Origin of the sequence: Spiribacter halobius (assembly GCF_020883455.1) — a bacterium.
Lineage (GTDB): Bacteria > Pseudomonadota > Gammaproteobacteria > Nitrococcales > Nitrococcaceae > Sediminicurvatus > Sediminicurvatus halobius.
Genome location: NZ_CP086615.1, coordinates 2,068,595 through 2,095,509, shown reverse-complemented (window position 1 = coordinate 2,095,509; position 26,915 = coordinate 2,068,595). Strand labels below are relative to the sequence as shown.

Annotated in this window: 23 protein-coding genes, 1 other RNA gene and 1 pseudogene; 10 read left to right on the top strand and 15 right to left on the bottom strand. The window is 71.1% G+C overall.

Going from position 1 to position 26,915, the window contains the following annotated elements; all coding sequences use genetic code 11:
• Nucleotides 1-15: 15 nt before the first annotated feature.
• Genes LMH63_RS09535 through LMH63_RS09515 form a run of 5 tightly spaced genes read left to right on the top strand, consistent with a single transcriptional unit; the run spans nt 16 to nt 6,923 of the window.
• Nucleotides 16-2,520 (top strand): ABC transporter substrate-binding protein, encoded by a 2,505-nt coding sequence (locus tag LMH63_RS09535; protein WP_109677860.1) that lies wholly within the window; start codon nt 16-18, stop codon nt 2,518-2,520.
• Nucleotides 2,517-3,623: an ABC transporter permease gene (locus LMH63_RS09530; protein WP_109677858.1), complete on the top strand. Its 1,107-nt coding sequence runs from the start codon at nt 2,517-2,519 to the stop codon at nt 3,621-3,623. The genes LMH63_RS09535 and LMH63_RS09530 overlap by 4 nt, the downstream gene beginning before the upstream one ends.
• Complete coding sequence (locus LMH63_RS09525; protein ID WP_109677856.1) at nt 3,620-4,951, top strand: ABC transporter permease; 1,332 nt, start codon at nt 3,620-3,622, stop codon at nt 4,949-4,951. The genes LMH63_RS09530 and LMH63_RS09525 overlap by 4 nt, the downstream gene beginning before the upstream one ends.
• Nucleotides 4,951-5,925, top strand: coding sequence for an ABC transporter ATP-binding protein (locus LMH63_RS09520; protein WP_109677854.1), 975 nt, complete (start codon nt 4,951-4,953; stop codon nt 5,923-5,925). Before LMH63_RS09525 ends, LMH63_RS09520 begins: the two co-directional genes overlap by 1 nt.
• Entirely contained in the window at nt 5,922-6,923 is a 1,002-nt protein-coding gene (locus LMH63_RS09515; RefSeq protein WP_373317850.1) for an ABC transporter ATP-binding protein, read from the top strand. The genes LMH63_RS09520 and LMH63_RS09515 overlap by 4 nt, the downstream gene beginning before the upstream one ends.
• A gap of 38 nt (nt 6,924-6,961) precedes the next feature.
• Here the strand turns inward: LMH63_RS09515 and LMH63_RS09510 are convergent, their stop codons facing one another.
• Nucleotides 6,962-7,867, bottom strand: a complete 906-nt coding sequence (locus LMH63_RS09510) for an alpha/beta fold hydrolase (RefSeq protein WP_158280335.1) — start codon at nt 7,865-7,867, stop codon at nt 6,962-6,964.
• A gap of 812 nt (nt 7,868-8,679) precedes the next feature.
• On the opposite strand from LMH63_RS09510, the gene LMH63_RS09505 reads away from it, so the two are divergent.
• A complete protein-coding gene (locus tag LMH63_RS09505) occupies nt 8,680-9,213 on the top strand; it encodes a hypothetical protein (protein WP_109677848.1) in 534 nt (177 codons plus the stop codon).
• A 185-nt stretch (nt 9,214-9,398) separates the two neighbouring features.
• On the opposite strand, the gene LMH63_RS09500 is transcribed toward LMH63_RS09505, so the two are convergent.
• From LMH63_RS09500 to cobA, 6 genes and pseudogenes are all read right to left on the bottom strand, one after another.
• On the bottom strand, nt 9,399-9,824 hold the full coding sequence (locus LMH63_RS09500) for a Tat pathway signal sequence domain protein (RefSeq protein WP_109677846.1): 426 nt from the start codon (nt 9,822-9,824) through the stop codon (nt 9,399-9,401).
• A gap of 21 nt (nt 9,825-9,845) precedes the next feature.
• Nucleotides 9,846-10,925 carry an energy transducer TonB gene (locus tag LMH63_RS09495; RefSeq protein ID WP_109677844.1) on the bottom strand — a complete coding sequence of 360 codons (1,080 nt, stop codon included), beginning with the start codon at nt 10,923-10,925 and terminating at the stop codon, nt 9,846-9,848.
• A complete protein-coding gene (locus tag LMH63_RS09490; RefSeq protein WP_109677842.1) occupies nt 10,925-11,344 on the bottom strand; it encodes an ExbD/TolR family protein in 420 nt (139 codons plus the stop codon). Before LMH63_RS09490 ends, LMH63_RS09495 begins: the two co-directional genes overlap by 1 nt.
• On the bottom strand, nt 11,341-11,769 hold the full coding sequence (locus tag LMH63_RS09485; protein WP_109677840.1) for an ExbD/TolR family protein: 429 nt from the start codon (nt 11,767-11,769) through the stop codon (nt 11,341-11,343). The genes LMH63_RS09490 and LMH63_RS09485 overlap by 4 nt, the downstream gene beginning before the upstream one ends.
• Nucleotides 11,726-12,445, bottom strand: a complete 720-nt coding sequence (locus LMH63_RS09480; RefSeq protein WP_109677838.1) for a MotA/TolQ/ExbB proton channel family protein — start codon at nt 12,443-12,445, stop codon at nt 11,726-11,728. Before LMH63_RS09480 ends, LMH63_RS09485 begins: the two co-directional genes overlap by 44 nt.
• 670 nt (nt 12,446-13,115) lie before the next feature.
• Nucleotides 13,116-13,892: pseudogene (gene cobA / locus LMH63_RS09475) on the bottom strand (uroporphyrinogen-III C-methyltransferase); the annotation flags it as partial.
• Between the two features lie 242 nt (nt 13,893-14,134).
• Between cobA and cysB the strand changes: the two are divergent.
• The 3 genes from cysB (at nt 14,135) to LMH63_RS09460 (ending at nt 17,968) form a co-directional block, all read left to right on the top strand.
• Nucleotides 14,135-15,115: an HTH-type transcriptional regulator CysB gene (cysB, locus tag LMH63_RS09470; RefSeq protein ID WP_109677834.1), complete on the top strand. Its 981-nt coding sequence runs from the start codon at nt 14,135-14,137 to the stop codon at nt 15,113-15,115.
• A gap of 204 nt (nt 15,116-15,319) precedes the next feature.
• Complete coding sequence (locus tag LMH63_RS09465; RefSeq protein WP_109677832.1) at nt 15,320-17,224, top strand: DUF294 nucleotidyltransferase-like domain-containing protein; 1,905 nt, start codon at nt 15,320-15,322, stop codon at nt 17,222-17,224.
• 105 nt (nt 17,225-17,329) lie between these two features.
• Complete coding sequence (locus tag LMH63_RS09460; RefSeq protein WP_229332776.1) at nt 17,330-17,968, top strand: 3'-5' exonuclease; 639 nt, start codon at nt 17,330-17,332, stop codon at nt 17,966-17,968.
• A gap of 217 nt (nt 17,969-18,185) precedes the next feature.
• Here the strand turns inward: LMH63_RS09460 and LMH63_RS09455 are convergent, their stop codons facing one another.
• The 6 genes from LMH63_RS09455 to ffs all read right to left on the bottom strand — a co-directional run bounded on the left by LMH63_RS09455 (nt 18,186) and on the right by ffs (nt 23,607).
• A complete protein-coding gene (locus tag LMH63_RS09455; protein WP_109677828.1) occupies nt 18,186-19,829 on the bottom strand; it encodes a BCCT family transporter in 1,644 nt (547 codons plus the stop codon).
• Between the two features lie 53 nt (nt 19,830-19,882).
• Nucleotides 19,883-20,314: a universal stress protein gene (locus tag LMH63_RS09450; protein ID WP_109677826.1), complete on the bottom strand. Its 432-nt coding sequence runs from the start codon at nt 20,312-20,314 to the stop codon at nt 19,883-19,885.
• A 344-nt stretch (nt 20,315-20,658) separates the two neighbouring features.
• Complete coding sequence (recR, locus tag LMH63_RS09445) at nt 20,659-21,258, bottom strand: recombination mediator RecR (RefSeq protein ID WP_109677824.1); 600 nt, start codon at nt 21,256-21,258, stop codon at nt 20,659-20,661.
• Nucleotides 21,259-21,265: 7 nt separating this feature from the next.
• On the bottom strand, nt 21,266-21,586 hold the full coding sequence (locus LMH63_RS09440; protein ID WP_109677822.1) for a YbaB/EbfC family nucleoid-associated protein: 321 nt from the start codon (nt 21,584-21,586) through the stop codon (nt 21,266-21,268).
• A gap of 45 nt (nt 21,587-21,631) precedes the next feature.
• On the bottom strand, nt 21,632-23,431 hold the full coding sequence (gene dnaX / locus LMH63_RS09435; protein ID WP_109677820.1) for a DNA polymerase III subunit gamma/tau: 1,800 nt from the start codon (nt 23,429-23,431) through the stop codon (nt 21,632-21,634).
• A gap of 79 nt (nt 23,432-23,510) precedes the next feature.
• Nucleotides 23,511-23,607: signal recognition particle sRNA small type (ffs, locus tag LMH63_RS09430), an RNA gene on the bottom strand.
• Nucleotides 23,608-23,797: 190 nt separating this feature from the next.
• Between ffs and LMH63_RS09425 the strand changes: the two genes are divergently transcribed.
• Entirely contained in the window at nt 23,798-24,346 is a 549-nt protein-coding gene (locus LMH63_RS09425; RefSeq protein ID WP_109677818.1) for a DUF1289 domain-containing protein, read from the top strand.
• Here the strand turns inward: LMH63_RS09425 and LMH63_RS09420 are convergent.
• Both LMH63_RS09420 and LMH63_RS09415 read right to left on the bottom strand, forming a co-directional pair.
• Nucleotides 24,306-24,866, bottom strand: coding sequence for an IMPACT family protein (locus tag LMH63_RS09420; RefSeq protein WP_229332775.1), 561 nt, complete (start codon nt 24,864-24,866; stop codon nt 24,306-24,308). The two genes, LMH63_RS09425 and LMH63_RS09420, sit on opposite strands and share 41 nt — an antisense overlap.
• Nucleotides 24,867-24,934: 68 nt before the next feature.
• Complete coding sequence (locus LMH63_RS09415) at nt 24,935-26,833, bottom strand: ATP-binding cassette domain-containing protein (protein WP_109677814.1); 1,899 nt, start codon at nt 26,831-26,833, stop codon at nt 24,935-24,937.
• Between the last annotated feature and the right edge of the window lie 82 nt (nt 26,834-26,915).

Genomic DNA, 26,915 nt, shown 5'->3' with positions numbered 1-26,915 from the left:
GCACCATCGGGGGCAATGGCACTCTGGACACGGACCACGGGGCGATCGCTGTACCAGTTGCAGATCGCGCTGGCCGCGCTGCTGGCCCTTGGCACGGGCGCAGTGCTCGCCCAGTCGGACAGCAGTGGCGATGCCACCCAGCGCCGCGGCGCGCTGGTGGACCAGGTGGTGTTCACCGAGGACGCCAACCCCGGCAAGGTGGTGGGCCAGATCGAGACCGGCGCCCGCCATGTGCTCGCCCAGGGGATCACCAGCCCGGTCCTCCTGCGCCAGATCCGCAACGCCCCGCGCGTGGACTACGCGCTGTCCTACGGCTCCTCGGCCGAGCTCACCCTCAACCCGGCAGGCCCCGAGCTCGAGACCGGAGAGCTCAACCCTTTCGCCGTCCCCGCCATCCGCGAGGCGCTGAACTGGCTGGTGGACCGCGAGTACATCGCCAGCGAGCTCTATGGCGGCCTCGCCGAGCCGCGGACCCTGCCCCTCAGCACGGCCTTCCCGGACTACGCCCGCCTCGCGCCCCGGGCTCGGGCTCTGGAGCTCGCGTACGCCTACCAGCCGGAGCGTGCCGAGCGGGTGATCCGCCGCGAGATGGAGGACCTCGGCGCCGCCCGTCGGGACGGCGCCTGGCACTACCAGGGCGAGCCGGTGGTGCTGAAGCTCCTCATCCGCACCGAGGATACCCGGCGCGAAGTGGGCGACTACGTGGCCAACCAGCTCGAGGGCGTGGGCTTCGCGGTGGACAGGCTCTACCGCACCGCCGACCAGGCGGCACCGCTGTGGCTCGGCGCCGACCCCGCCGCCGGGCAGTGGCATATCTATACCGGCGGCTGGGTGTCCACGGTCATCAACCGCGACCAGGCCCAGAACTTCGCCGACTTCTACACCCCCCAGGGCCGCCCGGCGCCACTGTGGCAGGCCTATGACCCGCCGCCGGCGCTGGATCGGCTGGCGCGCCGGCTGGAGCGCCGGGACTACGCCTCGCCGGGCGAGCGCAACGAGCTCATGGCCCAGGCCCTGGGGCTTGCCATGGAGAGCTCCGTGCGCATCTGGCTGGTGGATCAGCTGAGCGTGTGGCCCTTCGCTGCCGACGTCCAGCTCGCCGCCGACCTGGCCGGGGGACTCGCCGGCTCCCGTCTCTGGCCGTATACCCTGCGCTTCGAGGACCGCCTCGGCGGCGAGGTGGTCATCGCCACGCCCTCGCTGCTCACCGACCCGTGGAATCCCGTGGCCGGCACCACCTGGCTGTATGACCGCATGATCATCAGCGCTACCCAGGATCCACCCGCGCTTCCGGATCCGTTCACCGGCCTGTTCCGGCCCCAGCGCATTCAGCACGCGGAGGTGACCGTCGCGGAGGGCGCCCCCGTCCAGCGCAGCCTCGACTGGGTGTCGCTGGCCACCGCGCCCGAAATCACCGTGCCACCGGAGGCCTGGATCGGCTTCGATGCCGAGGACGGGACGCTCGTCACCGTGGGCGAGCGGCACCCGGACGGGCTCGACGCCCGCACCCGCACCCGGATCACCTTCGAGGACGGCTACCTGGACCGCGCCTGGCACGACGGCGCCCCCATGTCGGTGGCCGACCTGATGCTGCCGTGGTTGCTGCAGTTCGCCCGTGCCGACGAGGCGAGTCCGCTGTTCGACCGCAGCGCCGTGCCGGCGCAGGAGGCCTATCTGGAGCATTTCCGCGGCTGGCGGATCGTCGCTCGCGAGCCGCTGACCGTGGAGGTCTACAGCGACCAGATCTACCCCGACGCGGAGACCATCGCCGCCATACGCACCCCGGCGCTACTGCCCTGGCACGTGCTCGGCCTCGGCATCCGTGCCGAGACCGCCGGCGAGCTCGCCTTCTCCTCGGACAAGGCCGATCGCCGCCGCATACCCTGGCTGAGCCTGGTCTCCGGGCCCTCGCTGCCCATTCTCGACCGGCATCGCCACGCCGCCCGCAATGCCGGCTACGTGCCCTTCGCCGGGGTCCTGGCGGGGTTCACGCTGGAGGATGGCCCCGCCCGCCGCTATGAGGCCCTGGACGCCTGGCGGGACACACGGGGGCATTACTGGGTGGGCGACGGGCCGTTCTTCCTGGAGTCGGTGCACGCGGTGGCCGGCTCGCTGGTGCTCGCGCGCGACGAGGACTTCCCCGACCCCGCGGACAAGTGGCTGCGCGTCGCCGAGGTGGCCATCCCCGAGCCGGCCCTGGATGGCCCCATCACCGTTGACCTCGACCAGGCCGCGAGCTTCCGGCTGGAGATCACCGCCGGCGGCGAGCCGTATCCGGTTACCGCCATTCGGGAGGTCAGCTGGCTGCTCTTCGACGGCACCGGCGCGCTCGCGCATCAGGGCGGCGCGGAGCCCCGGCCGGGCAGCTGGCGCATCCGCGTACCGGCGGCGGTGATCGCCGAGCTCGGCGCGGGCGCCAACCGGCTGGAGGTGATCGTGCGCTCTCACCGCGTGGCGCTGCCGCGCTTCGCGAGCCATGTCTTCGCGACGGTCCCCGCCGAGGCCGAGGGGCAGCAATGAGCGCCGGGCGACGTCGGCGAAGCCCGGGCGGGCGGCTGCGCGACCTGCGGCGCCTCGCCGTGTTCGTGGTCAAGCGCACGCTCGCGCTGCTGCTGACGGTGCTGGTGGGTGTCTATCTCACCATCGTCATCGCCAACATGGGCGGGCGCGTGGACGAGATCCGCCGGCTGCAGATCGAGTCCGCCGTGGCCGAGGCCGTGCGGGCCAATCCGCAGTTCGCGGACATGAGCGCGAGCGAGCGCAACGCGCTCATCGCCGAGCGCGTGCAGCTCGAGGTGGAGCGGCTGAACCTGGACGAGCCCTTCATCTGGCGCAGCTTCGATTACCTCGAGCAGGCCATGCGGCTCAATCTCGGCCGCGCCGAGCAGATGACCTCGGACCGGGGCTCGCGCGAGGTGGGCGACATCATCACCGAGCGCCTGCCGGCCACGCTGCTGCTGTTCGGCACGGCCAACCTGCTGGTGTTCTTCACCTCGGTGGCGATCGCCCTGCGGCTCTCGCGGCGTTACGGCAGTGCCCTGGACCGCACGGTCATCGGCCTCGCCCCGAGCTCGGCGGCCCCCGGCTGGTTCTACGGCATCTTCCTGATCCTTATCTTCGCCTTCGTCTGGCCGATGCTCCCCGCGGGCGGCATGGTGGCGGTGCCGCCGCCCGAGGGCACCCTCGCCTACGCCTGGAGCGTGGCGCGGCACATGGCGCTGCCGGTGGCGGCCATGTTCCTCTCGCAGATCTTCATCTCCATCTACTCCTGGCGGACATTCTTCCTCATCCACTCCAGCGAGGACTACGTAGAGATGGCCCGGGCCAAGGGCCTGCCCGAGCGCCTCATCCAGCGCCGCTATGTCCTGCGCCCGACGCTTGCCCCCATCGTCACCAGCTTCCTGCTCATGCTCATCGGGCTGTGGAGCGGCGCCATCATCCTCGAGCAGGTGTTCAACTGGCCGGGCCTCGGCACGCTGCTCTTCCAGGCCATCGGCCACCGGGACACGCCGGTGATCATCGGCGGCGTGGTGATCTTCGCCTATCTGCTGGCGGCGACCGTGTTCCTGCTGGACATCCTCTACGCGATCCTCGATCCGCGGGTCAGGGTGGGGCCGGAATGAGCCGCTGGCGCGCGGGGCTGCGGCAGGTTGCCCGCTACCCGTCCGCGGTGGCGGGCGCGGCGATCGTGGTGCTGCTGGTGGCGCTGGCGGTCTACACCGTGATCGCCATCCCCTACGGCGAGGCGCTGGAGCGCTGGCGCGGCGGCGAGGTATGGCAGCGCTATCCGGTGAATGCCGGCCCCGTCTGGGCCGACCGCCTGCTCGGCGGCGACCGGCCGGCCACCTTCACCGTCTCCGCGGCGGAGGCCCAACGCAGCGTGGAGGCCTTCCCCGGCGGCCGGCGCATCAGCATCCCGCTGGATTTCCGCTTCGAGGCCGGCGACTTTCCGAGCGAGGTGAGCGTGTTCATCGAGGCCGAGTACGAGCGGCGCGCACCGTTCGTGCGCCTCGCCTGGGAGACGCCGGACGGCCGGCGCATCCCCCTTGGCAGCTACCAGTCCGGGCGCGAGGAGCGCATCGCCCTGTCCCAGGACTGGGCACTGCAGCGGCGCCTGGGCGCCCCGGCCCACGTCGGGCTGTTCGCCGCACCCAACGGCAACGGCCCGCCCGTGGTCGAGACCGGCGACTACCGGCTCATCGCCGATGCCATCGTCTTCGAGGAAGACGCCGACATCAGCGCCGACCTCGTGGTCTACGGCCAGGTGCACGGCCTCGCCGGCACGGACCACCAGCGCCGCAGCCTGCTGCTCGCGCTGCTCTGGGGCACGCCGGTGGCGCTCGCCTTCGGCCTGATCGCCACGGTGGGCACCACCGTCACCACGCTCATCGTCGCCGCCGTCGGCGTCTGGTACCGGGGCTGGGTGGACGGGCTGATCCAGCGGCTCACCGAGGTGAACATGATCCTGCCCATCCTGCCCGTGCTGGTGATGGTCGGGACCCTCTACTCCACCAGCATCTGGGTGATCCTCGGCGTGGTGATCGCGCTCGGCATCTTCTCGGCAAGCGTGAAGATGTACCGCGCAATGCTCCTGCCCATCCGCGAGGCGCCCTACATCGAGGCGGCGCAGGCCTACGGGGCGAGCAATGCACGCATCATCTTCCGCTACATGATCCCGCGCATACTGCCGGTGCTCATCCCGACATTCGTCACGCTCATCCCGACCTTCGTCTTCCTCGAGGCGTCGCTCGCGGTGCTCGGCCTGGGCGATCCCGCGCTGCCCACCTGGGGCAAGCTGCTCAACGACGCCCAGAACCAGAGCGCCCTCTATCACGGCTATTTCTACTGGGTGCTGGAGCCCGCGGCGCTGCTCATGCTCACCGGGCTCGGCTTCGCCATGCTCGGGTTCGCGCTGGACCGCGTGTTCAACCCGCGGCTGAGGAGCCTGTGATGGCCGCGGCGCCGCTGCTCGCCGTCGAGGGGCTGACCCTGCACTACCGCAGCCAGGGCGGCATCGTGCGCGCCGTGGACAGCATCGATCTCACCGTCCACCGCGGCGAGGCGCTGGTGGTGCTGGGGGAATCCGGCTGCGGCAAGAGCTCGCTCGCCCGCGCGCTGCTGCGCGTGCTGCCGCGCAACGTCGCCCGCCTCGCCGGCCGGGTGGCCATCGACGGCACGGACACCATGCCGCTCTCCGATGAGCGCTTCCGCCGCGAGGTGCGCTGGCAGCGCATCGCCTTCGTCATGCAGGCGGCGATGAACGCGCTGAACCCGGTGGTCCGCGTCGGCGAGCAGGTGGCCGAGCCGCTGCGGGTGCATCGTGGCGCAAGCGCCGAGCGGGCCGCCGCCCGGGCGCGGGAGGTCTTCGAGCTGGTGGGGGTGTCCACCGACTTCCTCGCCCGCTATCCCTTCGAGCTCTCCGGCGGCATGCGCCAGCGCGTGGTGCTGGCGATGGCGCTCATCACCGAGCCGGATCTGGTCATCATGGACGAGCCCACCTCGGCGCTGGACGTGCTCACCCAGGCCAGCATCATGAACCGGCTGAAGGCCATCAAGCGGGAGCGGGGGACGAGCTTCATCCTCATCACCCACGACGTCGCCACCTCCAGCGAGATCGCCGACCGCGTGGCGCTGATGTACGCCGGGCAGATCGTCGAGCACTCGGGCGCGGCGGCCTTCTTCACGGCGCCCGCACACCCGTATGCGCGCCTGCTGATGGCGAGCGTGCCGCGCCTGCAGCAGCGGGAGCGGCCGCAGGCCATCCCGGGCGAGCCGCCGAGCCTCGCCGCGCCGCCCGCGGGCTGCCGCTTCGCCGAGCGCTGTCCGCAGCGCTTCGCGCGCTGCGCCGAGGACCCGCCCGCATTCCGCGTGGCCGACGGCCACGACGCCCGCTGCTGGCTGTTCGCGGGGCACGGCGACGGATGAGCATGCGGCCCGACACACCGACGACGGGCGGCGTGCGCCTCGCCGTGCAGGAACTGCGCACGCACTTCGAGCTGCGCCGCTGGGGCTTCCTGCGCGCCGGCAGCGTGCAGGCCGTGGACGGCGTGAGCTTCGAGCTCGCCGCCGGCGAAGCCGTCGCCTTCGTCGGCGAGAGTGGCTGCGGCAAGTCGACCCTCGCCCGCACCCTGCTCGGCCTGCACCGACCGAGCGCGGGCCAGGTGGTGTGCGACGGCGAGGCGCTCGGCTCGCTCAGTGGCGCCGCCCTCAAGCGCTATCGCGCCCGGGTGGGTTACGTGCAGCAGGACCCCTACGGCGCCCTGCCCCCGTTCATGGACGTGCGCCGCATCCTCGAGGAGCCGCTCAAGGTCCACGGCGTCCCCAGGGCCGAGCGGGCGGAGCGCATTGCCGCCGCCCTCGCCGAGGTGCGCCTCGCCCCCGCCGCCGACTACCTCGGCAAGTTCCCGCACATGCTGAGCGGCGGCCAGCAGCAGCGCGTGGTCATCGCCCGCGCCCTGGTGCTCGCGCCGAGCCTGCTCATCGCCGACGAGCCGGTCTCCATGCTGGACGCCTCGGTGCGCGTGGAGATCCTGGAGCTGCTGCACCGCATCCAGCGCGAGCGCGAGCTCACACTGGCTTTCATCACCCACGACCTCTCCACCGTGCGCCACTACGCGAGCCGCGTGTTCGTCATGTACGCCGGGCGCATCGTCGAGGAGGCCCCGGTGGACGAGCTCATCGACCGTCCACAGCACCCCTATACCCAGGCCCTGCTCGCCGCCCTGGCCGACCCCGACCCGGAGAATGCCCGCCGGGAGCGGCCGATTCCGGCCGGTGAGCCGCCGAGCCTCATCGCCCCGCCCGTGGCCTGCCGCTTCCATCCCCGCTGCCCGCATCACATGCCGGGGCTATGTGACGTGGACACGCCGCCGGACTTCGAGCCCCGCCCCGGGCACCACAGCGCCTGCTGGCTGCATCGCTAGCCCGCCTGTCTCACCGATACACGAAGCGAGGGCGCACGCTACCCGCCCGCCGCGCAGAGCCGGTCACGGGCTTCCTCGCGGCTGACCGCGGCACCCACCGTGGTCGGCCGGCGGCCGGCCTCCAGCCAGGCGACGATGTCCCGCAGGGGCGCCTCACGTTGCAGGTCGCGCAGCAGGTAATGATGCCCGTCCGGGTAGAGCGCGACGCGCGGGCCGGCCGGCGGCGCCGGCAGGCGTGCGAGCAGGTTGCAGAAGGCGGTGCGCGGCACCAGGTCGTCCCGGCCGCCGTAGAGCACGAGTGTGCGGGCGGGCAACCCGCCCGCGACGGCAAGCGCCCGGTCCATGAGCGTCACCACGCCATGGATCATGTCCACCCGGATGGCGCGCAGATAGTCTGGGTCGCCAGCCTGCACCAGCTGCACCCAGGGATCGTCGGTGACGCGGATATCGGCGAGGCGCTGCCCCCAGCGCTGCTGCGGCCGCCAGCCGGGGAACAGGGCATTGCCCACCTGCAGAGCCCAGCGCTGCAGCAGCGGCAGCGACTCCCAGCCGTGCACGGCGGGCGCAACCAGGATGGTGCTCGCCGGGGTGACGGCGGCCTCGCCCGTCACCGCCAGCATGGCCACCGCCCCCCCCATGCTGTGCCCGAGCAGATGCACCGGCCGACCCGGGTAGCGATCCCGCAGATGCGCCAGGACCGTGCGCGCGTCGGCGACGAGCTGCGCCCTGCCCGGCCAGTACCCGCGCCGGGCCGTCTGCCCAAAGCCGCGCTGATCGTAGGCGTACACCGCGTAGCCGGCCTCGGCGAGGCGCGGGCCCAGCGTGTAGAAGCCGCCGCGGTACTCGGCAAAGCCGTGCAGCGCCAGCACCACGCCCCGGGGTGGGCCCGCCGGCAGCCAGCGGCTCGCCGGCAGGCGCTCGCCGTCCGCCGCCGGCAAGGTCATCTCAGGGACCGGCCTCGCGGGGGTATCCACGGGCCTGACCGACGGCGTCCCGCCGGTGCAGGCAGTCAGAGAAACGATGGCGAGAACTGCCAGCGTCAGCCCGCGGCGCCGCCACGACCGCCGGGCCGGCCCACCGACCCGGTCAGGCGTCCCCGGCATTGGGGCAAGCCTGCGCTTCGCTGCCAAGGGGCCGGCCTCGCCGCCAGCGGGGTGTGGGGCACGGTCCGGCCGTCGCCGTTGACGCTCACCACGGGCCACGCCCGGGAGTTTACGCGCGCACCGGGGGTGGCGGCGGCCAAATGGTTGCAGGGGTAACCGGAGCGGCCGAAGGTTAAGGCTCACCGCAGACCCCGCGGGATCTTCTCCTTCCGGATGCGGGTGTCCACCCGCTCGCGGCCCTCCCAGGCGTCCAGCGTGGCGTGCACAAGGAGCACCACTTGCCCGCCATCAGCCCCACCGAGAGCGGCGACTGCAGGCTGAGCGGCCCCTCGGGCTTGCCCGCGGCCCGCGTCGGCGGCACCAGCCGGCGCTGGCCGTCGAGCTGCCAGGTCACGGGCGCCACCTGGGGCGAGGGCCACGCCGGTTCCGCCACCCAGCGCCCCAGCCGGTGCGCGTGCCCGAGCGGGCGCGGCATCGCTCCTGGGCTCCAGCGACCGCCTCATCCGCGTCACCTCCCTTGCATCCAAACGGGTCGAGGATCACCGGTAACGATCAGATAGGGCCACGGCGCGGCGCCGGCAAGGGCAGCGGCGCGGGGGTGTCTCCAGGTCGGTCGCTTGCCGCACGGGCCCGGGCGTTGCCAGACTCCCGCAATGAGCAAGGAAGCGGCATGGCTCGTTGTCGCCGGCATCGCCGTGGTGATGGCCGGCTTCCTGCTGTGGAAGCTCGGCCGGCTGGCGGCTGCCGCCGCCCGGGCCCTGCGCGGGCGGAGCCTGTCGCGGGAGCACAGGCGCCTGGCGGTGAGCCTGCTGCTTGCCGGCCCCGTCACCGCCCTGGGCGGCGGGTTCGCCCTGGCGTCCGGCGTGCCGGGGGGCTGGCAGGCGATCGCGCTCGGCCTGTGCTGGTTGCTGGGCGGTCTCTGCCTGCCGGCGACCCAGGCGCGTTCCGGCCTGGCCACCGGCGCCAACCGTGGCGGGGTCGCGTGGCTCTGCGTCCTGGCGACCATGGCCATGCTCGCCGGCATCGTCCTGGCATGGCTCGGACCGCAGACGCCGCTGTTCGGTACCGCGAGCCTCGCCGATCTGGTCGGCTACGGGGGCCTGGCCCTGTATCTCGGCGCGCTCTGGTCGCTGATGGCGGGGCCGGGCGGGATTGCCATCGGCGATGGCGGTGGCGGCGGCTGCTGACGCCGCCGCCCGGTCCTTAAGTCCTCGGGCACCACGCGCTGCGCCACATCGAAGCCCTCGAAGCGGGACCCCTCCAGCAGGCTCGCCAGCGATTGCACCACACGCCGCCCCGCGGCTGCCCTGTCGCCACCGGAGATGCTGAAACGGGGGGATCAGACAGAAGCCACTGGCGCCAGGCGCAGCCACTACTCGATGAACGGAACCCCGGCCAGGCTATCGACGGCGATGCGGCCGAGGCAGTCGCCCCGCTCCCCGGTCTGGTCGACGCAGTCGAGGACGCCGTTCAGCAGCACCCGGCCGATCTCCCCGCAGGGCAGGTCGCTGATGCCGAACACCTTGACGCTGGTCTTGCCGGCGGGCAGCGGTGCCGTCTCTACGGCAAGGCGCCGGGCGATGATGCCGTCGTTGTCGAACATCACGAGATCCAGGCTCAGGCTCTCGAAGTCGCTGTCGCTGCCGTTTTCCATCAGCAGGTAGGCGCGGCAGGCATCCCCGTCCGGCTCGAGCTTGTTGAGCTGAATGGACACGGGCCCGCCCTGTGCCTGGGCCACCGCCGGCAGCGCGAGCAGAAGACCGACCAGCAGTGCGGGAAGATGGCTGACGAATCGCATGGGAGCTCCTCGTTATTCTGACTAGCGCAGTGAGAACTGGACCGGGACCACCAGCTCCAGACGTTCCCGGTTCATGTCATCGGGCATGGCCGGCAGCGGCGAGGCGCGCTGGATCATGGCCTCCACCTCGCGGTCGAGGGCCGAGTGGCCAGAGCTCTGCTCCAGCGCGTACTCGATCACCTCCCCTCTCCGATTCAGCACGAAACGCAGCGTGGCCACCCCCTCCTGGCGGCGCAAGCGCGCTCGCCGCGGGTACTCCTTGTGCCGCTCGAGCCAGGCGCGCAGCCGGGCGATATAGTCGGCCTGCGCCCCGGCGGCGCCGCCGGCCGCGCTGTCATCGCCGCTGCCCTGATCGCGGCTGTCGCGGGTACCGCCCTCGCCGCCGCTGCCGGCCTCGCTGGCGGCCACCTGCTCGCGCTCAGGCACTGCCTCGGCGGCTTCCGCAGCCTCCGTTGGGGTCTCCTCGGCGGGCTCCGGCTCGGCCACCTCTGTCGTCTCCGGTTCCGGCTCGGGTTCCGGCTCCACGGCCTCGACGGGTTCCGGATCGGGTTCGGGTTCTGGCTCTGGCTCGGGTTCCGGCTCGGGCTCCATGGCCTCCACCGTCTCCGGCTCGGGCTCGGGCTCCGGTTCCACCGGCTCGGCCTCGGCGGTCTCCGGCTCGCTGGGCTTCGCCCGCTCGGGCTCGGGCTCCGGCGGCTCCTCGGCGAGGGCCAGCACCTCCTCGGGCCGCGGCGCCTCGCTCCTCTCCGCGACATCCGGCGTCTCGGCGGCGGCGCGCTCCGGCTGGGCCTCGGGCGGCGCCTGGGGCTCAACCTCGGCGGGTTCCGCCTCGGGCGGCGCGGCCGTCTCCGCCTCCGCCGCCTCCGGCGGTACCTCCGCGGGACTCTCGGCGGCCGGCTCGGTCTCTGCCGTCTCCGGCGCCTCTACCGCGACGCTGCCCGGCGCCCCGCCGGCCGGCCCCAGGGAGACCTCCAGCCCCCCGGCCCCCGCGCTCTCGGCCCCGCTGCGCGGCGTCTGCCAAAGCACCGTTGCCAGGGCCACCACATGCAGCAGCAGGGCGACCAGCAGGGCGAGCAGCCAGTGCCAGCGGGACGGCCCCATCAGCGCTCCGGGACCGTCAGCAGCTGCAGGCGCTCGACGCCCGCGCTGCGTAGCTGCTCCATGATGGCCACCACCTCGGTGGCCGCGGCGCGCGCATCGGCCTTGAGCCGGACGCGGACCGCGTCCTGCCCCTCGAGCCGCTCGCGCAGGTTGCCCACCAGCGCCTCGGGCGCGATCTCCTCGTCGTCCACGGCAAGCCGGCCGTCGGCGCCGACCAGCACGAGGATGTCCTCGCGCTCCGGGCGGCCCTCGCTGCGCGACTCCGCCGGCTCCACGCGGAAGGCGTCCGTGGCGCTGAGCTGACCGGCAATCATGAAGAAGATCAGCAGCAGGAAAACGACATTGATCAGGGGCAATATGCGCTCGTCGTCGTTGCGCGGGCGCGCCTGCTGCTCAAAGGGCCGTGGCTCGCCGATCATCTTGCCCCCGCCCGGATCAGCGAGAGATCCGTCACCCCTGCGGCGCTCAGGCGGTCCAGCACGTCCACCGCCCGCTGCAGCTCGACGCCCTCCGCAGGACGCACCAGCACGCGGGTGTCGGGCGCCTCGTCCAGGCGGCCACGGACCGCCTGGGCGACGGCGCCGAGCGAGATGGCCTCGCCGCCCAGGCGCAGGTCGTCCGCGCGCACCTCGATCAGCAGGGCACCCTCCAGGGTGCCCGCCACGCTCGCCTCGGCGGGGGCATTCAGCTCGATGGCGCGCCAGTCGAGAAAGCTCGAGGCGAGCATGAAGAACACCAGCAGGATGAAGACGACATCGATCAGCGGCGTGAGGCCGACCAGCGGCCGGCGGCGGCGCTGGTCAGCGGCGAGCGACGCCGGCTGCGCGGAAGCGGGCAGGTTCATCCTCGGCCTCGTCCTCGTTGGGGGCGCTTGCGGTCTCGCTCAGATCCACCGTGAACACCTGGGTGACGCAGTCGTCCATGCGATGCGCCAGGCGCTCGATGCGCCGCTCCAGCCAGTTGAGCAGGGCCACCACGGGGATGGCCACCGCGAGCCCGACCGCGGTGGTGAGCAGCGCCTCCCAGATGCCGCCGGAGAGCACGGAGGGGTCCACCCGGTTGCCGGCAGCCTCGAGCTGGCGGAAGGCCTCGATCATGCCGAGCACGGTGCCGAAAAGCCCGAGCAGAGGGGCCAGCGAGCCGATCACCTCCAGCGGCCGCAGCCCGGTGCGCAGGGACTCGAGGGCGCCGCGGCCATAGCGGGTTACCTCCTCGCGCACCTTCGCCTCCGGCAGCCCGCGCTCGACCCCGCGCAGGGCGCGCGCGACGGCCTGCGCGGCGGGGTTGCGGGAGCGCTCGGCGCGGGCGACGGCCGCGGCGGACTGGCCGGCGCGATGCAGCTGCAGCGCCTCGCCGGCGCTGCGCAGGTCGCTCACCCGCGCGCTGCGGAACTGCCAGAGCTTGACCAGCACGATGGTCAGCGCCATGACCGACATCACGGCCAGGATGGCAACCACCGGCCCGCCGGCGCCGAAGAAACCCACCAGCCGTTCCCAGGCAAACATCTCGGTTGTGTCCATGAAGACTACCCTGCAGTGGCGAACGAGCCAGCGGCAGTCAGCGCCGGCGCAAGCTCGTAAGTATACGAGGGAATAAGAACCATTTCCAAAGATCGGTGGGCCGCGGAGTCACCGGCGGCGGGCCGAGTCCCTCACGGCCAGGGAAGCGCTGACCACGCCCTCCGCAGCCGGGGCAAGCCCCACGGCATTACTCCCCGCCAGATAATCCATCATAGCGGAGCCTCAACCCGGAAACAGGCTGCTAGGGAAGCGCCAAACACGCTACCCGACATGCCGGCAGGCGGACCCAGGCACGAAATGTGCCGCATGGCCGGCGTGCCGGGCTGGGGCCGCTATGTGCGGTTAGGTATGAATCCCCACGTAGGTCGTGCACGGCAAGGCCGTGTGCGACATCCCGGCCGGTAAGGGGATGTCGCACACGGCTTCGCCGTGCACGACCTACGGCGGCAGACGGGGCAGCGTGGTAGGTCGGGAAGCGCCGCAGGCGCTACCCGACACGCCGGCAGGCGAAATCATGGCCAGAGGTCTCGCGAATGGCTGGCATCGGAATAGTCCGCGGCTGCTTTCATCCAGGACGGCCGCGCTGGGCGCGGCTGTCGGCGAGCGCTGCGCGCTTGCCGACCTACGGATCTACGGGATCGGAAAATCGCGCGGCGGAGCGCCGTGGGGCTCAGGCGGGCGCGGCGGCGGCTTTGGGCTGGCGGGCCTCGAACCACGCGAGGCGCTCGCGCAGGCGGACCACCTCGCCGACGATGACCAGGGCCGGGGGCTGCAGGCCGGCGGCGTGGACGCGGTCGGCCAGGGTGGCGAGGGTTCCGGTGACCACGCGCTGCCCGCGGGTGGTGCCCTGCTCCACCGCGGCGGCGGGAGTCTCCCCGGCGAGGCCGTGGTCGGCGAGCCCGGCCGCGAGCTCCGGCAGGCCACCGAGGCCCATGTAGATCACCACCGTCTGACCGGGCCTCGCCAGGGCCTCGAAGTCCACGGCGAGGCCGCCGTCGGCGCGGCGGTGGCCGGTGACGAAGACGCAGGCCTGGGCATGGTCGCGGTGGGTGAGCGGGATGCCGGCGTAGGCCGAGCAGCCGCTGGCGGCGGTGACGCCCGGCACCACCTGGAAGGGGATGCCCTCGCTCATGAGGGTGTCGATCTCCTCGCCGCCGCGGCCGAAGATGAACGGATCCCCGCCCTTCAGCCGCGCCACGCGCCGCCCGGCCCGGGCGTGCTCGGCGAGCAGGCGGTTGATCTCGGCCTGGGGGACGGCATGGCGGTCGCGCTGCTTGCCGACGAACAGGCGCTCGGCGTCACCGCGGGTGCGGGCGATGAGCTCCGGCGCGACCAGCCGGTCGTAGAGCACCACGTCCGCGGCCTGCAGCAGGCGCAGGCCGCGGACGGTGATAAGGTCCGGATCGCCGGGGCCGGCGCCGATCAGGTAGACCTCGCCGCGCCCATCGCCGCCCCGTTCGGCAGCACCGGTGCCCCCGGCCGGGCTCGGCGGCATCGAACCGGGGCGGCCGGGCGCGGAACGGCGCAGAGCCTTGCGGGTGTGGCGGTCGGTGGCAGTCGGCTGAGGCATGGCGTAAACCCCACGGAGGGGCGGGCAGCAGGGTTAAGCCGGTAAATTAACGGGGCCGCATTATTTGCAAAAGGAATGTATCCTTTTACTTATAGACGATCCCGTTATTTGAGGCCGGCATGAAGCTCAACCAGCTCCGCTACATCGTCGAGGTGGCCCGCCGCGGGCTCAACGTCTCCGCCGCAGCGGAGGCGCTGTACACCTCACAGCCCGGGGTGAGCAAGCAGATCCGCCTGCTGGAGGACGAGCTCGGGGTGCAGATCTTCGGGCGCAGCGGCAAGCACCTGACCCACGTCACCCCCGCGGGCAAGGAGATCCTGGCGGTGGCCGAGCGCATCCTCGGCGAGGCGCACAACATCACGGCCATCGCCCAGGAGCACGTGGACGAGTCCCGCGGCAGCCTGTCCATCGCCACCACGCACACCCAGGCCCGGCATGCGCTGCCGCAGACCGTGGCGGCGTTTCGCCACCGCTACCCGAACGTGAGCCTGCACATCCATCAAGGGACGCCGATGCAGATCGCCGAGATGGCGGCCCGCGGCTCGGTGGACTTCGCCATCGCCACCGAGGCCATCGAGCTGTTCGAGGATCTGGTGATGCTGCCCTGCTATCGCTGGAACCGCAGCATCATCGTGCCCGCGGACCATCCGCTGCGGGAGGCGGAGCCGCTGACCCTCGAGGCCATCGCGAGCTATCCCATCGTGACCTACGTCTTCGGCTTCACCGGCCGCTCCAAGCTGGACAAGGCCTTCGCCGCCCGCGGGCTGCACCCGGAGGTGGTATTCACCGCCACCGACTCGGAGGTGATCAAGACCTACGTCCAGCTCGGGCTCGGCGTCGGCATCATGGCCTCCATGGCCTTCGACCCGCGGCACGACGAGGGCCTGGTCGCCCTCGACGCGAGCCACCTGTTCGAGCCGAGCGTCACCAACATCGGCTTCCGCCGCGGCACCTACCTGCGCGGCTATATGCTGGAGTTCATCGAGACCTTCGCCCCCCACCTCACGGCCGAGGTCGTCCAGCGCGGCATTGCCGCGCGGGCGAAGGAGGATCGGGCGGCGCTCTTCGAGGAACTCGAGCCCTATCTGGCCGCGCGTTGACGCGCGGCCAGATAGGGCTCGAGTTAGTTCAAAGTCCTCAGTTCAGAGTTCAAAGACCGAGAACCCGCCGCCTGGTCCGAGTTCTTCCTTTGAACTTTGCACTGAGAACTTTGAACTGCGTGCCCAGCGCGCGCCCACCTTCACACGCCACGCCCCGATCAGCACACTGCACGTCTACCCGCACCGAACCCCGAGGCACGCCCGATGGACCCCGAACTCTTCGAGATCCGCCAGCACATGGGGCGGTTTCCACCGTTCGACCGGATCTCCGACGAGCTGCTGGACGAGGTCGCCGGCAGCATCGAGGTGGCGTACTTCCGGGCTGGCACGGCCATCCTCGAGGACGGCCAGGCCATCGGGCACCTCTGTTACGTGCGCAGCGGTGCCGTGGAGGTCTACCGGCGCACGGGCGCTCTCTACGACCGGCTCGGCGAGGGCGACATCTTCGGCCACTACAGCCTCATGCGCGGCAATCGGGTGCGCTTCCCGGCGGTGGCCATCGAGGACACGCTGATCTACTTCATCCCTGAAGAGGTGTTCCAGAAGCTCTGCGAGGGCGAGGACCACTTCGCCGACTTCGTCGAGCTCGGCCGTCCCCGCCTGCAGGCAGCGGTGGAGGATCAGCGCAAGAACAACGACATGATGATCACCCGGGTGCGCAAGCTCATCGCGCGGCCGCCGTTGATCGTGGAGATGACAGACAGCATCCAGGACGCCGCCCGGCGGATGAACGCTCAGGATGCCGAGGCGGCGCTCATCGTCGATGCCGCCGGCGACAACCCGCGCTACACCTACGCCGACAGCGAGGGCCGGCTCTGGCAGGTGCGCGGCATCATTACCGACTATGACTTCCGCGCCCGGGTGGTCGCCGCCGGCCTGGCGCCGGAGACGGCCCTCAGCGAGCTGGTGCGGGAGCGGCTGGTTGCCATCCAGTCAGACGAATCGGTGTACGAGGCCATGCTCTGCATGCTGCGCAACAACGTGCACCACCTGCCGGTGGTCCACCGGCGCCGGCCCATCGGCATCGTCACGCTGGCGGACATCATCCGCTACGAGACCCGCAGCAGCCTCTATCTCGTCGACAACATCTTCAGCCAGAAGAGCGCCGCCGGGCTTGCGGAGCTGCTGCCGGACGTGCGCGCGGCCTTCACCCGCATGGTGCGCGACGGCGCCGACTCGCAGATGGTGGGCAGTGCGCTCTCCACCATCGGCCGCAGCTTCACCCGCCGCCTGCTGGAGCTCGCCGAGGAGGAGCTGGGCCCGCCCCCGGTGCCCTACTGCTTCATGGCGCTCGGCTCGATGGCGCGTAACGAGCAGACCCTGGTCACCGACCAGGACAACGCCCTGGTGCTCTCGGACGATTTCAACCCCAAGCAGCACGACGAGTACTTCTACCTGCTTGGCAAGCGCGTGAGTGACGGGCTCGCCGCCTGCGGCTACAGCTACTGCAAGGGCGGCGTGATGGCCACCAACGCCCGCTGGCGCCAGCCGCTGGACAAGTGGAAGCGCTATTTCACGAGCTGGATCGAGCAGCCCACGCCGGAACGGCTGCTGCACGCGAACATCTTCTTCGACCTGGATACCTGCCATGGCGACAACCGGCTGGTGGAGGCGCTGCAGGATCTGGTGGCGGAAAAGGCGCCACAGCACGAGCGGTTTCTCGCCGCCATGGCGCGCAATGCCCTCAACCGCACGCCGCCGCTCGGCTTCTTCCGGGATTTCGTGATGGAGCAGGATGGCAAGCACAACAACTCCATCAACATCAAGCGCCGGGGCACGGCGCCGCTCACGGACCTGATCCGCGTGCATGCGCTCGCCTGCGGCTCACGCGCCCAGAACTCGTTCCGGCGCCTGGACGAAATCGACCGCACCCAGCTGCTCGGCCCAGGGGTGAGCGACCGGCTGCGCTACGCGCTGGAGTTCCTGAGCATCACGCGCATCCGCCACCAGGTGTTCGACATCGAGCACGATCGTGAGCCCGACAACAACGTGATCCCGGAGAACGTTTCGGACAGCGACCGGCGCAACCTCAAGGAGGCCTTCCAGGTGCTGAGCAACGCCCAGAAGTTCCTGCGCTTCCGATATCCGCTGCCGGCGCGGGCCAGCTGAGGGCCTATCCTCTTACGTATGTCTTCCCTGCATCGCGGCCGCCCCGAAACAACGCACCAGTGGCCGGATTACTTCCGACGCCGGGCGGAGAACACCCGCAGCGACGTGCTGCGCGCGTATTACGCGACACCCCTGCCCGCCCCGGAGACGCCCATCGCCGAGGCACCCATGGTGGCGATGGACATGGAGACCACCGGCCTCGACCCGGACCAGCACGCCATCGTCAGCATCGGGCTGGTGCCGTTCACGCTGGATCGCATCCGGCTCGCCGAGCGCCGGCACTGGGTGGTGCATCCGCCGCGAGCGCTGGAAGACCTCTCGGTGACCTTCCACCACATTACCCACAGCGACATCGAGAATGCTCCGGATCTCGGCGAAATCCTGCCGGAGCTGCTCGCCACCATGGCCGGCCGCGTCCCCGTGGTGCACTACCACCGCATCGAGCGGCGTTTCCTGAATGCGGCGGTCGTCGCGCGGCTCGGCGAGGATCTGTTCTTCCCGCTGATCGACACCATGGTGCTGGAGGCGAAACGCCATCGCCTCTCCTGGCGTGCACGGCTGCGCCAGCGTCTCGGCCACGATCCTCTCTCGATACGCCTCGGGGACAGCCGCGAGCGCTACCATCTCCCCGCCTACCAGGCCCATAGCGCGCTGGTGGACGCCATCGCAACCGCCGAGCTCCTGCAGGCCCAGATCCGGCATCGGCTCGGCCCGGAGACGCCCCTCGGCGAGCTCTGGTGCTGAGTCGCCTGCGAGCCTCCGGGTTGCCGCTGCCTGCGGGACCGGAGCCCTTCCTGCGGGCCCTCTGCCGGAGTCCGGATTCGCAGCTCGGGCGCCGCTCCTGCAGTCGACATCCGTCGCGAAGCCAGCGGCTTCCGATTTCCAGGGACACCACCGCCATGCCCCCAAAAAAAGGCGGCCCGCAGGCCGCCTTTTTCTTGATGCGATCGTGGGATCGCCGTCAGACCGCCCGAGGCTCGTCCATCAGGCCCTTGACGATGGCGTAGCAGGCAACTAGCAGCACCACCGTGAACGGCAGGCCAGTGGAGATAACCGCCGCCTGCAGGGCGGTGAGCCCGCCACCAAGTAGCAGGGCGATGGCGATCGCGCCCTCTATCAGCGCCCAGAACACCCGCTGGGGCTTGGGTGCGTCCACCTTGCCGCCGGCCGTGATGGCGTCGATCACCAGCGACCCGGAGTCGGACGAGGTGATGAAGAACACCATCACCAGCACGATGCCGACGAACGAGGTGATCGCGGCCAGCGGGAGCTGCCCGAGCATCTCGAAGAGCTGCAGCTCGAGGCTTGCATTGCGCACGCCCTCGAAGCCCTCGGCCACGTACTGGTTGATCGCGGTCTCGCCGAACGCCGTCATCCAGAGCACCGAGATCACGGAAGGCACCAGCAGCACGGCGATCAGGAACTCCCGCACGGTCCGCCCGCGGCTGACCCGTGCGATGAACATGCCGACGAAGGGTGACCAGGAGATCCACCACGCCCAGTAGAAGGCCGTCCAGCCGCCCATGAAGTTCTGGTCCTCACGGCCGAATGGATTGGACAGCGCTGGAAGGTTGACAGCGTAGGACCCGAGATTCTGGAAGAAGCCGGCCGCGATGAGCAGCGTGGGCCCGACCAGGATCACGAACACCATGAGCAGCGCTGCGAGCCCCATATTGATCTGCGACAGCCGCTGCACGCCCTTGGCCACCCCGAGCAGGATGGAGCCGAGAGCCACCAGAGTGATGCCCATGATCAGGAACACCATGGTGACGTTATTGGCGGGTATGTCGAACAGGTATTCCAGCCCAGCGGCGGCCTGGGTGGCGCCGATGCCGAGGGAGGTCGCAAGGCCGAAGAGCGTCGCGAACACCGCCAGAATATCGATCACGTGCCCGGGCCAGCCCCACACGCGCTCCCCGAGGACCGGGTAGAAGATCGAGCGCATGGTCAGCGGTAGTCCCTTGTTGTAGGAGAACAGGGCCAGGGCCAGCGCCACGACGGCATAGATGCCCCAGGGGTGCAGGCCCCAATGGAAGATCGTCGCTGCCATACCGAGCGACTTGGCGGCCTGCTCGTCGCCCTCGGCCGCCCCCAGCGGCGCCCAGGCCCCACCATCGAGAGACGTACCAAAGTGGGTGATGGGCTCGGAAACGGCGTAGAACATCAGCCCGATGCCCATGCCCGCCGCGAACAGCATCGCGAACCAGCCCGCGTAGCTGAAGTCCGGTTTGGCGTGAGCCCCGCCGATCCTCACTCTGGCCAAGGGCGTGAAGATCAGCACGATAGCAAGGACGACGAAAATGTTGGCTGAGAAGAGAAAGAACCAGGCAAAGTTATCGAGGACCCACTGGCGTGTCCCCTCGAATACCGCACCCGCCTGATCCTGCAGCGCCAGCGTGATGATCACGAAGAACAGGATCAGCAGCGACGAGATGGTGAAAACCTTGCCGTGCAGGTCGACGTCGACGCCGAGTGCCTTGGTGGCGATGTTGTCCTGGCCGATGACGTAATCGGTGTCGATGAGGTTGGCCGGGCCCTCCGGGGCCGGCACCCCCTCGGATCCGGCCGAGGCGTGGGCATTTTCGGTATCGGTATGCGTACTCACGATAGGGCTCCCTTGATGAGGCTGTCGTGTAGTTCTTCTGCGCCTGCGTCCGCCTACGCCTGGCCGGCCGGCGGGCGAACGAGGAACACGGACACGTCCGTATGGGTGGCGATCTTGCCGCCGTGGGCGGGCATGACCGCATCCAGATGCCGCGGCAGATGGGTCGCCATGACCACCAGATCCGCGCCCACCTCATCGATGGCGTGGATCAGGGTGTCATCCAGGTCCGCCACCGGATCCGGCGAGGTGATGCAGTGGGAGGACACGGCCTGTCCATGCTCACTCTTCTGATCCTCGGCAAAGGCCTGCAGCTTGTGGGCGTACTCCTCCGGCGTGCGCGCCACGCTGCCCGGCGTGGTGGCCGTGACCCCTACGTAGCAGACCTCGGCCCCGTAGTGGCGCGCGAGGTCCGCGGCGGCGGTCAGCGCCGGCGTGATGGCCTCGGTATGCGCCAGATCCACCGGCACCATGATTTTTCTGAACATGATCGGTCTCCCTTGCGTCCTGTGTTGCAGGGTACTGCCGGCAAGCGCCCGGACTTCAGCTGCGCTGGCACCACCCGCTGCCCGGAACGGACATCCCCACGCAGAGCCCGAGGCGCAGCCATCGCCGCCCCAAGCGACTGCCATACCCCATAAAAGTAGTTTATGGGCCCGCCTCGTGCGGCCCTCGGGAGGGACAGGCAGCGCCGCTGCCCGGCTAACCGTGATGGAGTCGGGTGGTGCGGGTCAAGCCCTTGACTTGCCGGCAAACGCCGTCCCGTGTCCCGTTTGGCCCATGCCGGAGAGCCAGCCCGCAGCCGCGGGTCGGTGAGATAGACGGACAAACGCTAGCGGTACTCGCGACGCCCCGCAAAGGCGTGGGAGAGCGTGCCGCTGTCGACGTATTCGAGGTCACCGCCCACCGGCACGCCGTGGGCGATGCGGCTCACCACGATGCCGCGGGCGCGGGCCATTTCGGCCACGTACTGGGCCGTGGCCTCCCCCTCCACCGTGGGGTTGGTGGCCAGGATGATCTCGCGCACCTCGCCGCCGGCGAAGCGGGACTCGAGTGCGTCCAGCCCGAGCTCGGCGGGACCGATGCCGTCCAGCGGCGAGAGCCGGCCCTTGAGCACGAAATACAGGCCGCCGTAGTCCGTGGCCTCCTCGACGGCGCTCACGTCTGCCGGGTTCTCGACGATGCAGAGCAACGAGCGCTCGCGCCGGGGGCTCGCGCAGATCGCGCAAACCGGCTCCTCGGTGAGGGTGCGGCACTCCCGGCACTCGCCCACGCCGTCGGCAGCGGCCGCGAGTGCCTCGGCGAGCCGCCGGGCGCCGCCGCGGTCACGCTGGAGGAGCTGGAAGGTCATTCGCTGTGCCGACTTCGGGCCCACGCCGGGCAGACAGCGAAGCGCCTCCATGAGCTCGCGAACGAGAGGAGAGAACGCCATCGGCGCCTCAGAAGGGCAGCTTCATGCCCGGGGGCAGGCCCATGCCCTCGGTGAGACCCGACATCTTCTCCTTGGTGACGTGCTCGAGCTTCTGCACGGCATCGTTGCAGGCCGCCGCCACCAGGTCCTCGACCATCTCGCGGTCGTCGTAGACGCTCTCGTCGATGCTCACGCGGCGCACCTCGTGGCGTCCGGTCATGACGACGGACACCATGCCGCCGCCGGCCTGCCCGGTGACCTCCATCTCCGCCAGCTCCTCCTGAGCCTTCTGCATCTCCTCCTGCATCTTCTGGGCCTGCTTCATCAGGTTGCCGATTCCGCCTCGCATGGCTGGTTCTCCGTGTGGGAATCCTTGGGTATGGCCCGCCCGGCGTCAGTCCGCCGGACGAATGGAATCCGGGATGACCTCGGCGCCGAAGGTCTCGCGCAGCGCAAGCACGTTCGGGTCGCGCTCGATGGCCTCGCGCGCGGCCTCGGCGCGCGCCGCCGAGCTCCGGCTTTGTGCCTCCGCCGGTGTCTCCGCGCTTACCTCGCCGACATCGATACTGAGCTGCAGTTCGGCCTGGAAGTGCCGCGCGAGCGCGGCGCGCAGGCGCTCCTGCATGGAGGGGTTGAGCAGATGCGCATGCCCCGCATCGATGCGCAGGCGGACGCGGTCGCCCTCGCGGCCGGCCCAGTCGCAATGGCTTGCCAGCGCATGCGCCATGCCGCCGAGGCGCAGGCGCGCCACCAGGCCGTGCCAGTCGACGCCTTCCCCGTCCTCGCCGCCGGCGGGGCCGCGCTCCGCGACCGGCGGCCCCGACGGCGGCAAGTCCCTGGCCGCGGCGGGTGGCGGCTCGTCGGCAGCGGCCGAGGATGGGGCCGGCGCTGGCTCGGCTGGCGAGGCCGCCGCTGGGTCCGGCGCCCCCTGGCGCTCCGCCACGGCTGTTGCCGTCCCGCCCGCTGCCGACGCGCTGGCAGCGCCGTGTGCGGTGGCGCGGCGGGCCCCGCTGGCCGGCGTGGAGGCCGGGGCCGCGGGCGCCTGCTGCGGGGTCTGTGGCGACCTCGCCCGGGTCCCGCCGTCATGCTCAACCGGCGGCTCCACGGCCGCCGGCTCGAAGGCCAGCATGCGCAGCAGCGTCATCTCGAAGCCGGTGCGCGGATCCGGCGCCAGCGGCAGATCGCGCCGACCCGTGAGCGCGATCTGGTAGAAGAGCTGCACCGCCTCTGGCGCCAGGCGCTCGGCAAGGGCGAGCAGCCGCTCCCGGCCGGGCAGGTCCTCCGCCACCGCCTCGGGCACATGCTGCGCCAGGCTCATCTGGTGGAGCAGGGCCAGCAGCTCCGCCAGGGCATCACCGAAATCCGGCGCCCGCTCGGCCATGCGCTCCACCACGGCCAGCAGCGCCGGGCCGTCCTGATCCGCCAGCGCCTCCAGCAGCTCCAGCACGAACTCCTGCTCCAGGGTGCCGAGCATCTCGCGCACCTCGTCCTCGCCGAGGGCGCCGCCGCCGAAGGCGATAGCCTGGTCCATGAGGCTCAGGGCGTCGCGCATGCTGCCGTCCGCGGCCCGGGCGAGCCGGCGCAGGGCCTCGGGCTCGGCGCTGATTCCCTCCGCCTCGGCGATGCGCGCGAGCTGCTCGCGAATGACCGTCGCCGGCAGGTGCTTCAGGTTGAACTGCAGGCAGCGCGAGAGGATGGTCACCGGCAGCTTCTGCGGGTCCGTCGTCGCCAGCAGGAACTTCACATGGGGCGGCGGCTCCTCCAGCGTCTTCAGCAACGCGTTGAAGCTGTGTGCCGAGAGCATGTGGACCTCGTCCACCAGATAGATCTTGAAGCGGCCCCGCGTCGGCGCGTACTGGACGTTGTCCAGCAGATCGCGGGTGTCCTCGACCTTGGTGCGCGAGGCGGCGTCCACCTCGATCAGGTCGACGAACCGGCCCTGGTCGATCTCGCGGCAGGCATCGCAGGTGCCGCAGGGCTCGGCGGTGACGCCGTCGCGCTCGCAGTTCAGGCACTTGGCGAGGATGCGCGCCACGGTGGTCTTGCCGACGCCGCGGGTACCGGTGAACAGATACGCATGGTGCAGCCGCCCGTTGGCAAGGCCGTTGCCCAGCGCCCGCAGGACGTGGGACTGCCCGACCATCTCCGCAAAGCTGCGGGGGCGCCATTTCCGAGCGAGGACCTGGTAGGTCATGCGGTGCCTGAGCTGGAACGCTGCCGGGGCGAGGATTGTAGCATCGCCCGGTGGGACTTCAGGCGGGTAATGGAGGCGTCGGCGCCAGCCACACCCCGGCGCCCGAATCCACTGCTACCGCTGCTCCCTTCCGGGCCTGACGGGGTTCGCAGCTTATCGTCGCGGGGGGACCGGCGCCTCCGCCATGGGTCGTCGCGCCGTGACGCGACCAGGGGAGACTAACAGCTCACCGCGCCTCAGGGAATCCGCCACGCCGCCGCCGCGGGCGGGATTGCCAACCGGGCAGGAACCGGCCGCAGGGTTGCGCAGTCCGGTGAAGTAGGCAACGCTAGTTATTCGTATTCCTGGCCGCATCGAGGAGCCTGCATGGGTGCCGCTTCCAATCCGTGTACCGGGGTGTGCAAGTTCAACGACGGGCTTTGCCTGTCCTGCGGCCGGCTGCGCACGGAGAAGAAACGCTGGAAGCGGATGGACAAGGCCGAGAGGCGCCACGTTGTGACCCAGGCCGCCGCCCGGGTGACCGCCCTCGGCGATCAGGCCATCCCCAGCAAGAAGGCCCGGCGCAAGGCGAAGAAGCAGGCCGGCGCGCTCGCCGCGCGTCACGCGCCGGCCAGCCCCGTGCGCGTGGCGGCCAACAGCCTCGATCTCGGTACCCCTGCCCTCACAGCGGACGCGCCACTGCCGGTGGTGGACCATGACGCCGCAAAGGCCGCCCGCAGGGCCTGGAAGAAGGCCCGCAAGCACGCCCGCAAGGCCAAGAAAGCGGCCCGCAAGGCGCGCGAGGCCGAGGCCCTGGCGCGGGGGCTGCCACCCCATGAGCACGCGACGGCCATGCGCCCGGACCGCGCTCGCCAGCGTCCGGCCGCGGGCGAGGTCAGCCAGCAGCCGGCGCGTCGTCGAGCTGCCGGCAACTGACGCCCCGCGCCCCGGACCAGGCCAGCAGCTCGCTCACCGCTGCCGCCGGCAGAGTGACCCTCGCAGTGACTCCCTCGCCGTATTCCAGCTGCTGCAATTCGGCGCCGTCCTGGCACGCTAGCCAGTGCCTTAGCGGCTGCTCATCGGCGAAACCGAGCGCGAGCTCCAGGCGTGCCATGGGCACCGCCGTCACCACCGGCAGGTCGGCGAGCACTGCCTCCGCCGCGCCGGCATAGGCGCGCACCAGTCCGCCGGCGCCGAGTTTCACCCCGCCGAAATAGCGGCTCACCACGACCACCACATCACTGATGCCCTTGTGGCCGATGACGCCCAGGATGGGCCGCCCCGCGGTACCGCCGGGCTCGCCGTCGTCGCTGGAGGCCGCACTGCCCTGCCCCTGCCAGGCCCAGCAGTGGTGCGTGGCGCCCGGATGCCGGTCCTGCGCACTCGCCACCACGCCCCGCGCCGCGCTCCGGTCGGCTGCCGGCGCCGCCACGGCGACGAACCGGCTGCGCCTCACCGTGATCTCCGCGTGGCATTCGGCGGCGGGTACCCTGGGGGCTTCCGTAGGCGCGCTCCCGCTCACGGTCAGCCTCCGCCAGCGAGGCGCTCGCGCTCGGCCTCCAGCCGCTCCCAACGCTCGTAGGCCTGCTCGAGCTCGGTCTGCACCCTTTCGAGCTCCGCGGTGGCGGCCTCGACGGCGGCACGGCCACGCTCGTACAGGTTCGGGTCATTGACTGCGGCCGTGGCCCGCTCCAGTGCCGCCTCCAGCGTCTCGATCCGCTCCGGCAGGGCCTCCAGCTCCAGCGCATCCTTGTAGCTCAGCTTGCCGCCGCGCCCGCGCGGGCGCTGGGGCTCCCGGCTGCCCGCCGTGGCCCGAGCCGGCGTCGCCGCCGGGGCGGGCCGCTGGCGCAGCCAGTCGCTGTAGCCGCCGACGTACTCGCCGACCCGGCCCCCGCCCTCCAGCACCAGGGTGCTGGTGACCACGTTGTCGAGGAACGCCCGGTCATGGGAGACCAGCAGCAGCGTCCCTGGGTAGTCCATCAGCCGCTCCTCCAGCAGCTCCAGGGTCTCCACGTCGAGATCGTTGGTGGGCTCGTCCAGCACCAGCAGATTGGAGGGGCGCGCGAACAGCCGCGCCAGGAGCAGGCGGTTGCGCTCGCCGCCGGAGAGCGCACTGATGGGGGCGTGCGCCCGCTCCGGGGTGAACAGGAAGTCCTGCAGGTAGCCCATGACGTGGCGCCGGCGGCCGTCGCCGAGGTCCAGGAACTCCTCGCCGCCGGCGACGTTGTCGCGCGCGCTGAGGGACTCGTCCAGCACGGCGCGGTGCTGGTCGAAGTAGGCCACCTCCAGCCGCGTGCCGAGCCGCACATGGCCACGATCCGGCGTGATCTCGCCGAGCAGCAGGCGTAGCAGCGTGGTCTTGCCGGAGCCGTTGGGGCCGATGATGCCGATCCGGTCACCGCGCAGGATGCGCGTGCTGAAGTCCCGCACCAGGGGCCTGCCGTCGATGCGGTAGTCCACATGCTCCGCCTCGGCCACCAGGCGCCCGGAGCGCTCCGCCTCGGCCACCGTAAGCCGCGCCTGGCCGGGACCGCTGCGCCGCTCCGCGGCCTCCCGGCGCAGCGCCTGGAGCGCGCGCACACGACCCTCGTTGCGGGTGCGTCGGGCCTTGATGCCCTGGCGGATCCAGGCCTCCTCCTGAGCGAGTCGGCGGTCCAGCCGCTCGTTCTCCTGAGCCTCGGCATGGGCGCGCTCGGCCTTGCGGCGGAGGTAGTCGTCGTAGTCCCCGGGCCAGCTGGTGAGCCGGCCGCGGTCGATCTCGACGATGCGGGTCGCCAGCGCGCGCAGGAACGCGCGGTCATGGGTGACGAACACAAGGCTGCCGCCGAACTCCCGCAGGAAGTCCTCCAGCCAGGCGATGGCATCGATGTCCAGGTGGTTGGTGGGCTCGTCGAGCAGCAGCACGTCTGGCCGGGAGACCAGCGCCCGCGCGAGCAGCACGCGCCGACTGAGCCCGCCGGACAGGCTCTCGAACGGCGCCTCCGCCGGCAGCCCCAGCCGGCTCAGCACCGCCTCGACGCGCTGGTCGAGCTGCCAGCCGTCATGGGCATCCAGCTCGGCATGCACGGCGGCGAGCTCCGGCGCCTCGCCGCCCTCGGCGAGGCGCCGGCTCAGCTCGTGGTGTCGGGCCACCAGCGCGCCAAGCCGGCCCACGCCCTCGGCGACGACGTCGAACACACTGCCGGTGACCCCTTTCGGGATCGCCTGCTCCAGGCGCGCCACGTTGATCCCCTCGCGCCGGCGCACGCGCCCGGCGTCCGGGGTCAGGCTGCCCTCGAGCAGGCGCAGCAGCGTGGACTTGCCGGCGCCGTTGCGCCCCACCACGCAGATCCGCTCGCCGGGTTCGACGTTGAGGCTGGCGTGCTCCAGCAGGGGCGGACCGCCGACGGCGATCTCCACGTCCTCGAGGCTGATCAGGCTCATCTTCGCTACGGGCTCCCTCATCGGCCGGTGGCGGCCACGCCCGGGCATCTCACCGATTCGCGGCTGCGGTCGCGGATCGGTG

Coding starts and splice junctions, on each gene's coding strand:
- cysB (WP_109677834.1), top strand. CDS start 14,135: ATGAAGCTCAACCAGCTCCGCTACATCGTCGAGGTGGCCCGCCGCGGG.
- LMH63_RS09440 (WP_109677822.1), bottom strand. CDS start 21,586: ATGCGAGGCGGAATCGGCAACCTGATGAAGCAGGCCCAGAAGATGCAG.
- LMH63_RS09520 (WP_109677854.1), top strand. CDS start 4,951: ATGGCCGCGGCGCCGCTGCTCGCCGTCGAGGGGCTGACCCTGCACTAC.
- LMH63_RS09415 (WP_109677814.1), bottom strand. CDS start 26,833: ATGAGCCTGATCAGCCTCGAGGACGTGGAGATCGCCGTCGGCGGTCCG.
- LMH63_RS09515 (WP_373317850.1), top strand. CDS start 5,922: ATGAGCATGCGGCCCGACACACCGACGACGGGCGGCGTGCGCCTCGCC.
- recR (WP_109677824.1), bottom strand. CDS start 21,258: ATGGCGTTCTCTCCTCTCGTTCGCGAGCTCATGGAGGCGCTTCGCTGT.
- LMH63_RS09525 (WP_109677856.1), top strand. CDS start 3,620: ATGAGCCGCTGGCGCGCGGGGCTGCGGCAGGTTGCCCGCTACCCGTCC.
- LMH63_RS09425 (WP_109677818.1), top strand. CDS start 23,798: ATGGGTGCCGCTTCCAATCCGTGTACCGGGGTGTGCAAGTTCAACGAC.
- LMH63_RS09505 (WP_109677848.1), top strand. CDS start 8,680: ATGAGCAAGGAAGCGGCATGGCTCGTTGTCGCCGGCATCGCCGTGGTG.
- LMH63_RS09480 (WP_109677838.1), bottom strand. CDS start 12,445: ATGGACACAACCGAGATGTTTGCCTGGGAACGGCTGGTGGGTTTCTTC.
- LMH63_RS09535 (WP_109677860.1), top strand. CDS start 16: ATGGCACTCTGGACACGGACCACGGGGCGATCGCTGTACCAGTTGCAG.
- LMH63_RS09500 (WP_109677846.1), bottom strand. CDS start 9,824: ATGCGATTCGTCAGCCATCTTCCCGCACTGCTGGTCGGTCTTCTGCTC.
- LMH63_RS09495 (WP_109677844.1), bottom strand. CDS start 10,925: ATGGGGCCGTCCCGCTGGCACTGGCTGCTCGCCCTGCTGGTCGCCCTG.
- LMH63_RS09490 (WP_109677842.1), bottom strand. CDS start 11,344: ATGATCGGCGAGCCACGGCCCTTTGAGCAGCAGGCGCGCCCGCGCAAC.
- LMH63_RS09530 (WP_109677858.1), top strand. CDS start 2,517: ATGAGCGCCGGGCGACGTCGGCGAAGCCCGGGCGGGCGGCTGCGCGAC.
- dnaX (WP_109677820.1), bottom strand. CDS start 23,431: ATGACCTACCAGGTCCTCGCTCGGAAATGGCGCCCCCGCAGCTTTGCG.
- LMH63_RS09450 (WP_109677826.1), bottom strand. CDS start 20,314: ATGTTCAGAAAAATCATGGTGCCGGTGGATCTGGCGCATACCGAGGCC.
- LMH63_RS09465 (WP_109677832.1), top strand. CDS start 15,320: ATGGACCCCGAACTCTTCGAGATCCGCCAGCACATGGGGCGGTTTCCA.
- LMH63_RS09510 (WP_158280335.1), bottom strand. CDS start 7,867: ATGACCTTGCCGGCGGCGGACGGCGAGCGCCTGCCGGCGAGCCGCTGG.
- LMH63_RS09485 (WP_109677840.1), bottom strand. CDS start 11,769: ATGAACCTGCCCGCTTCCGCGCAGCCGGCGTCGCTCGCCGCTGACCAG.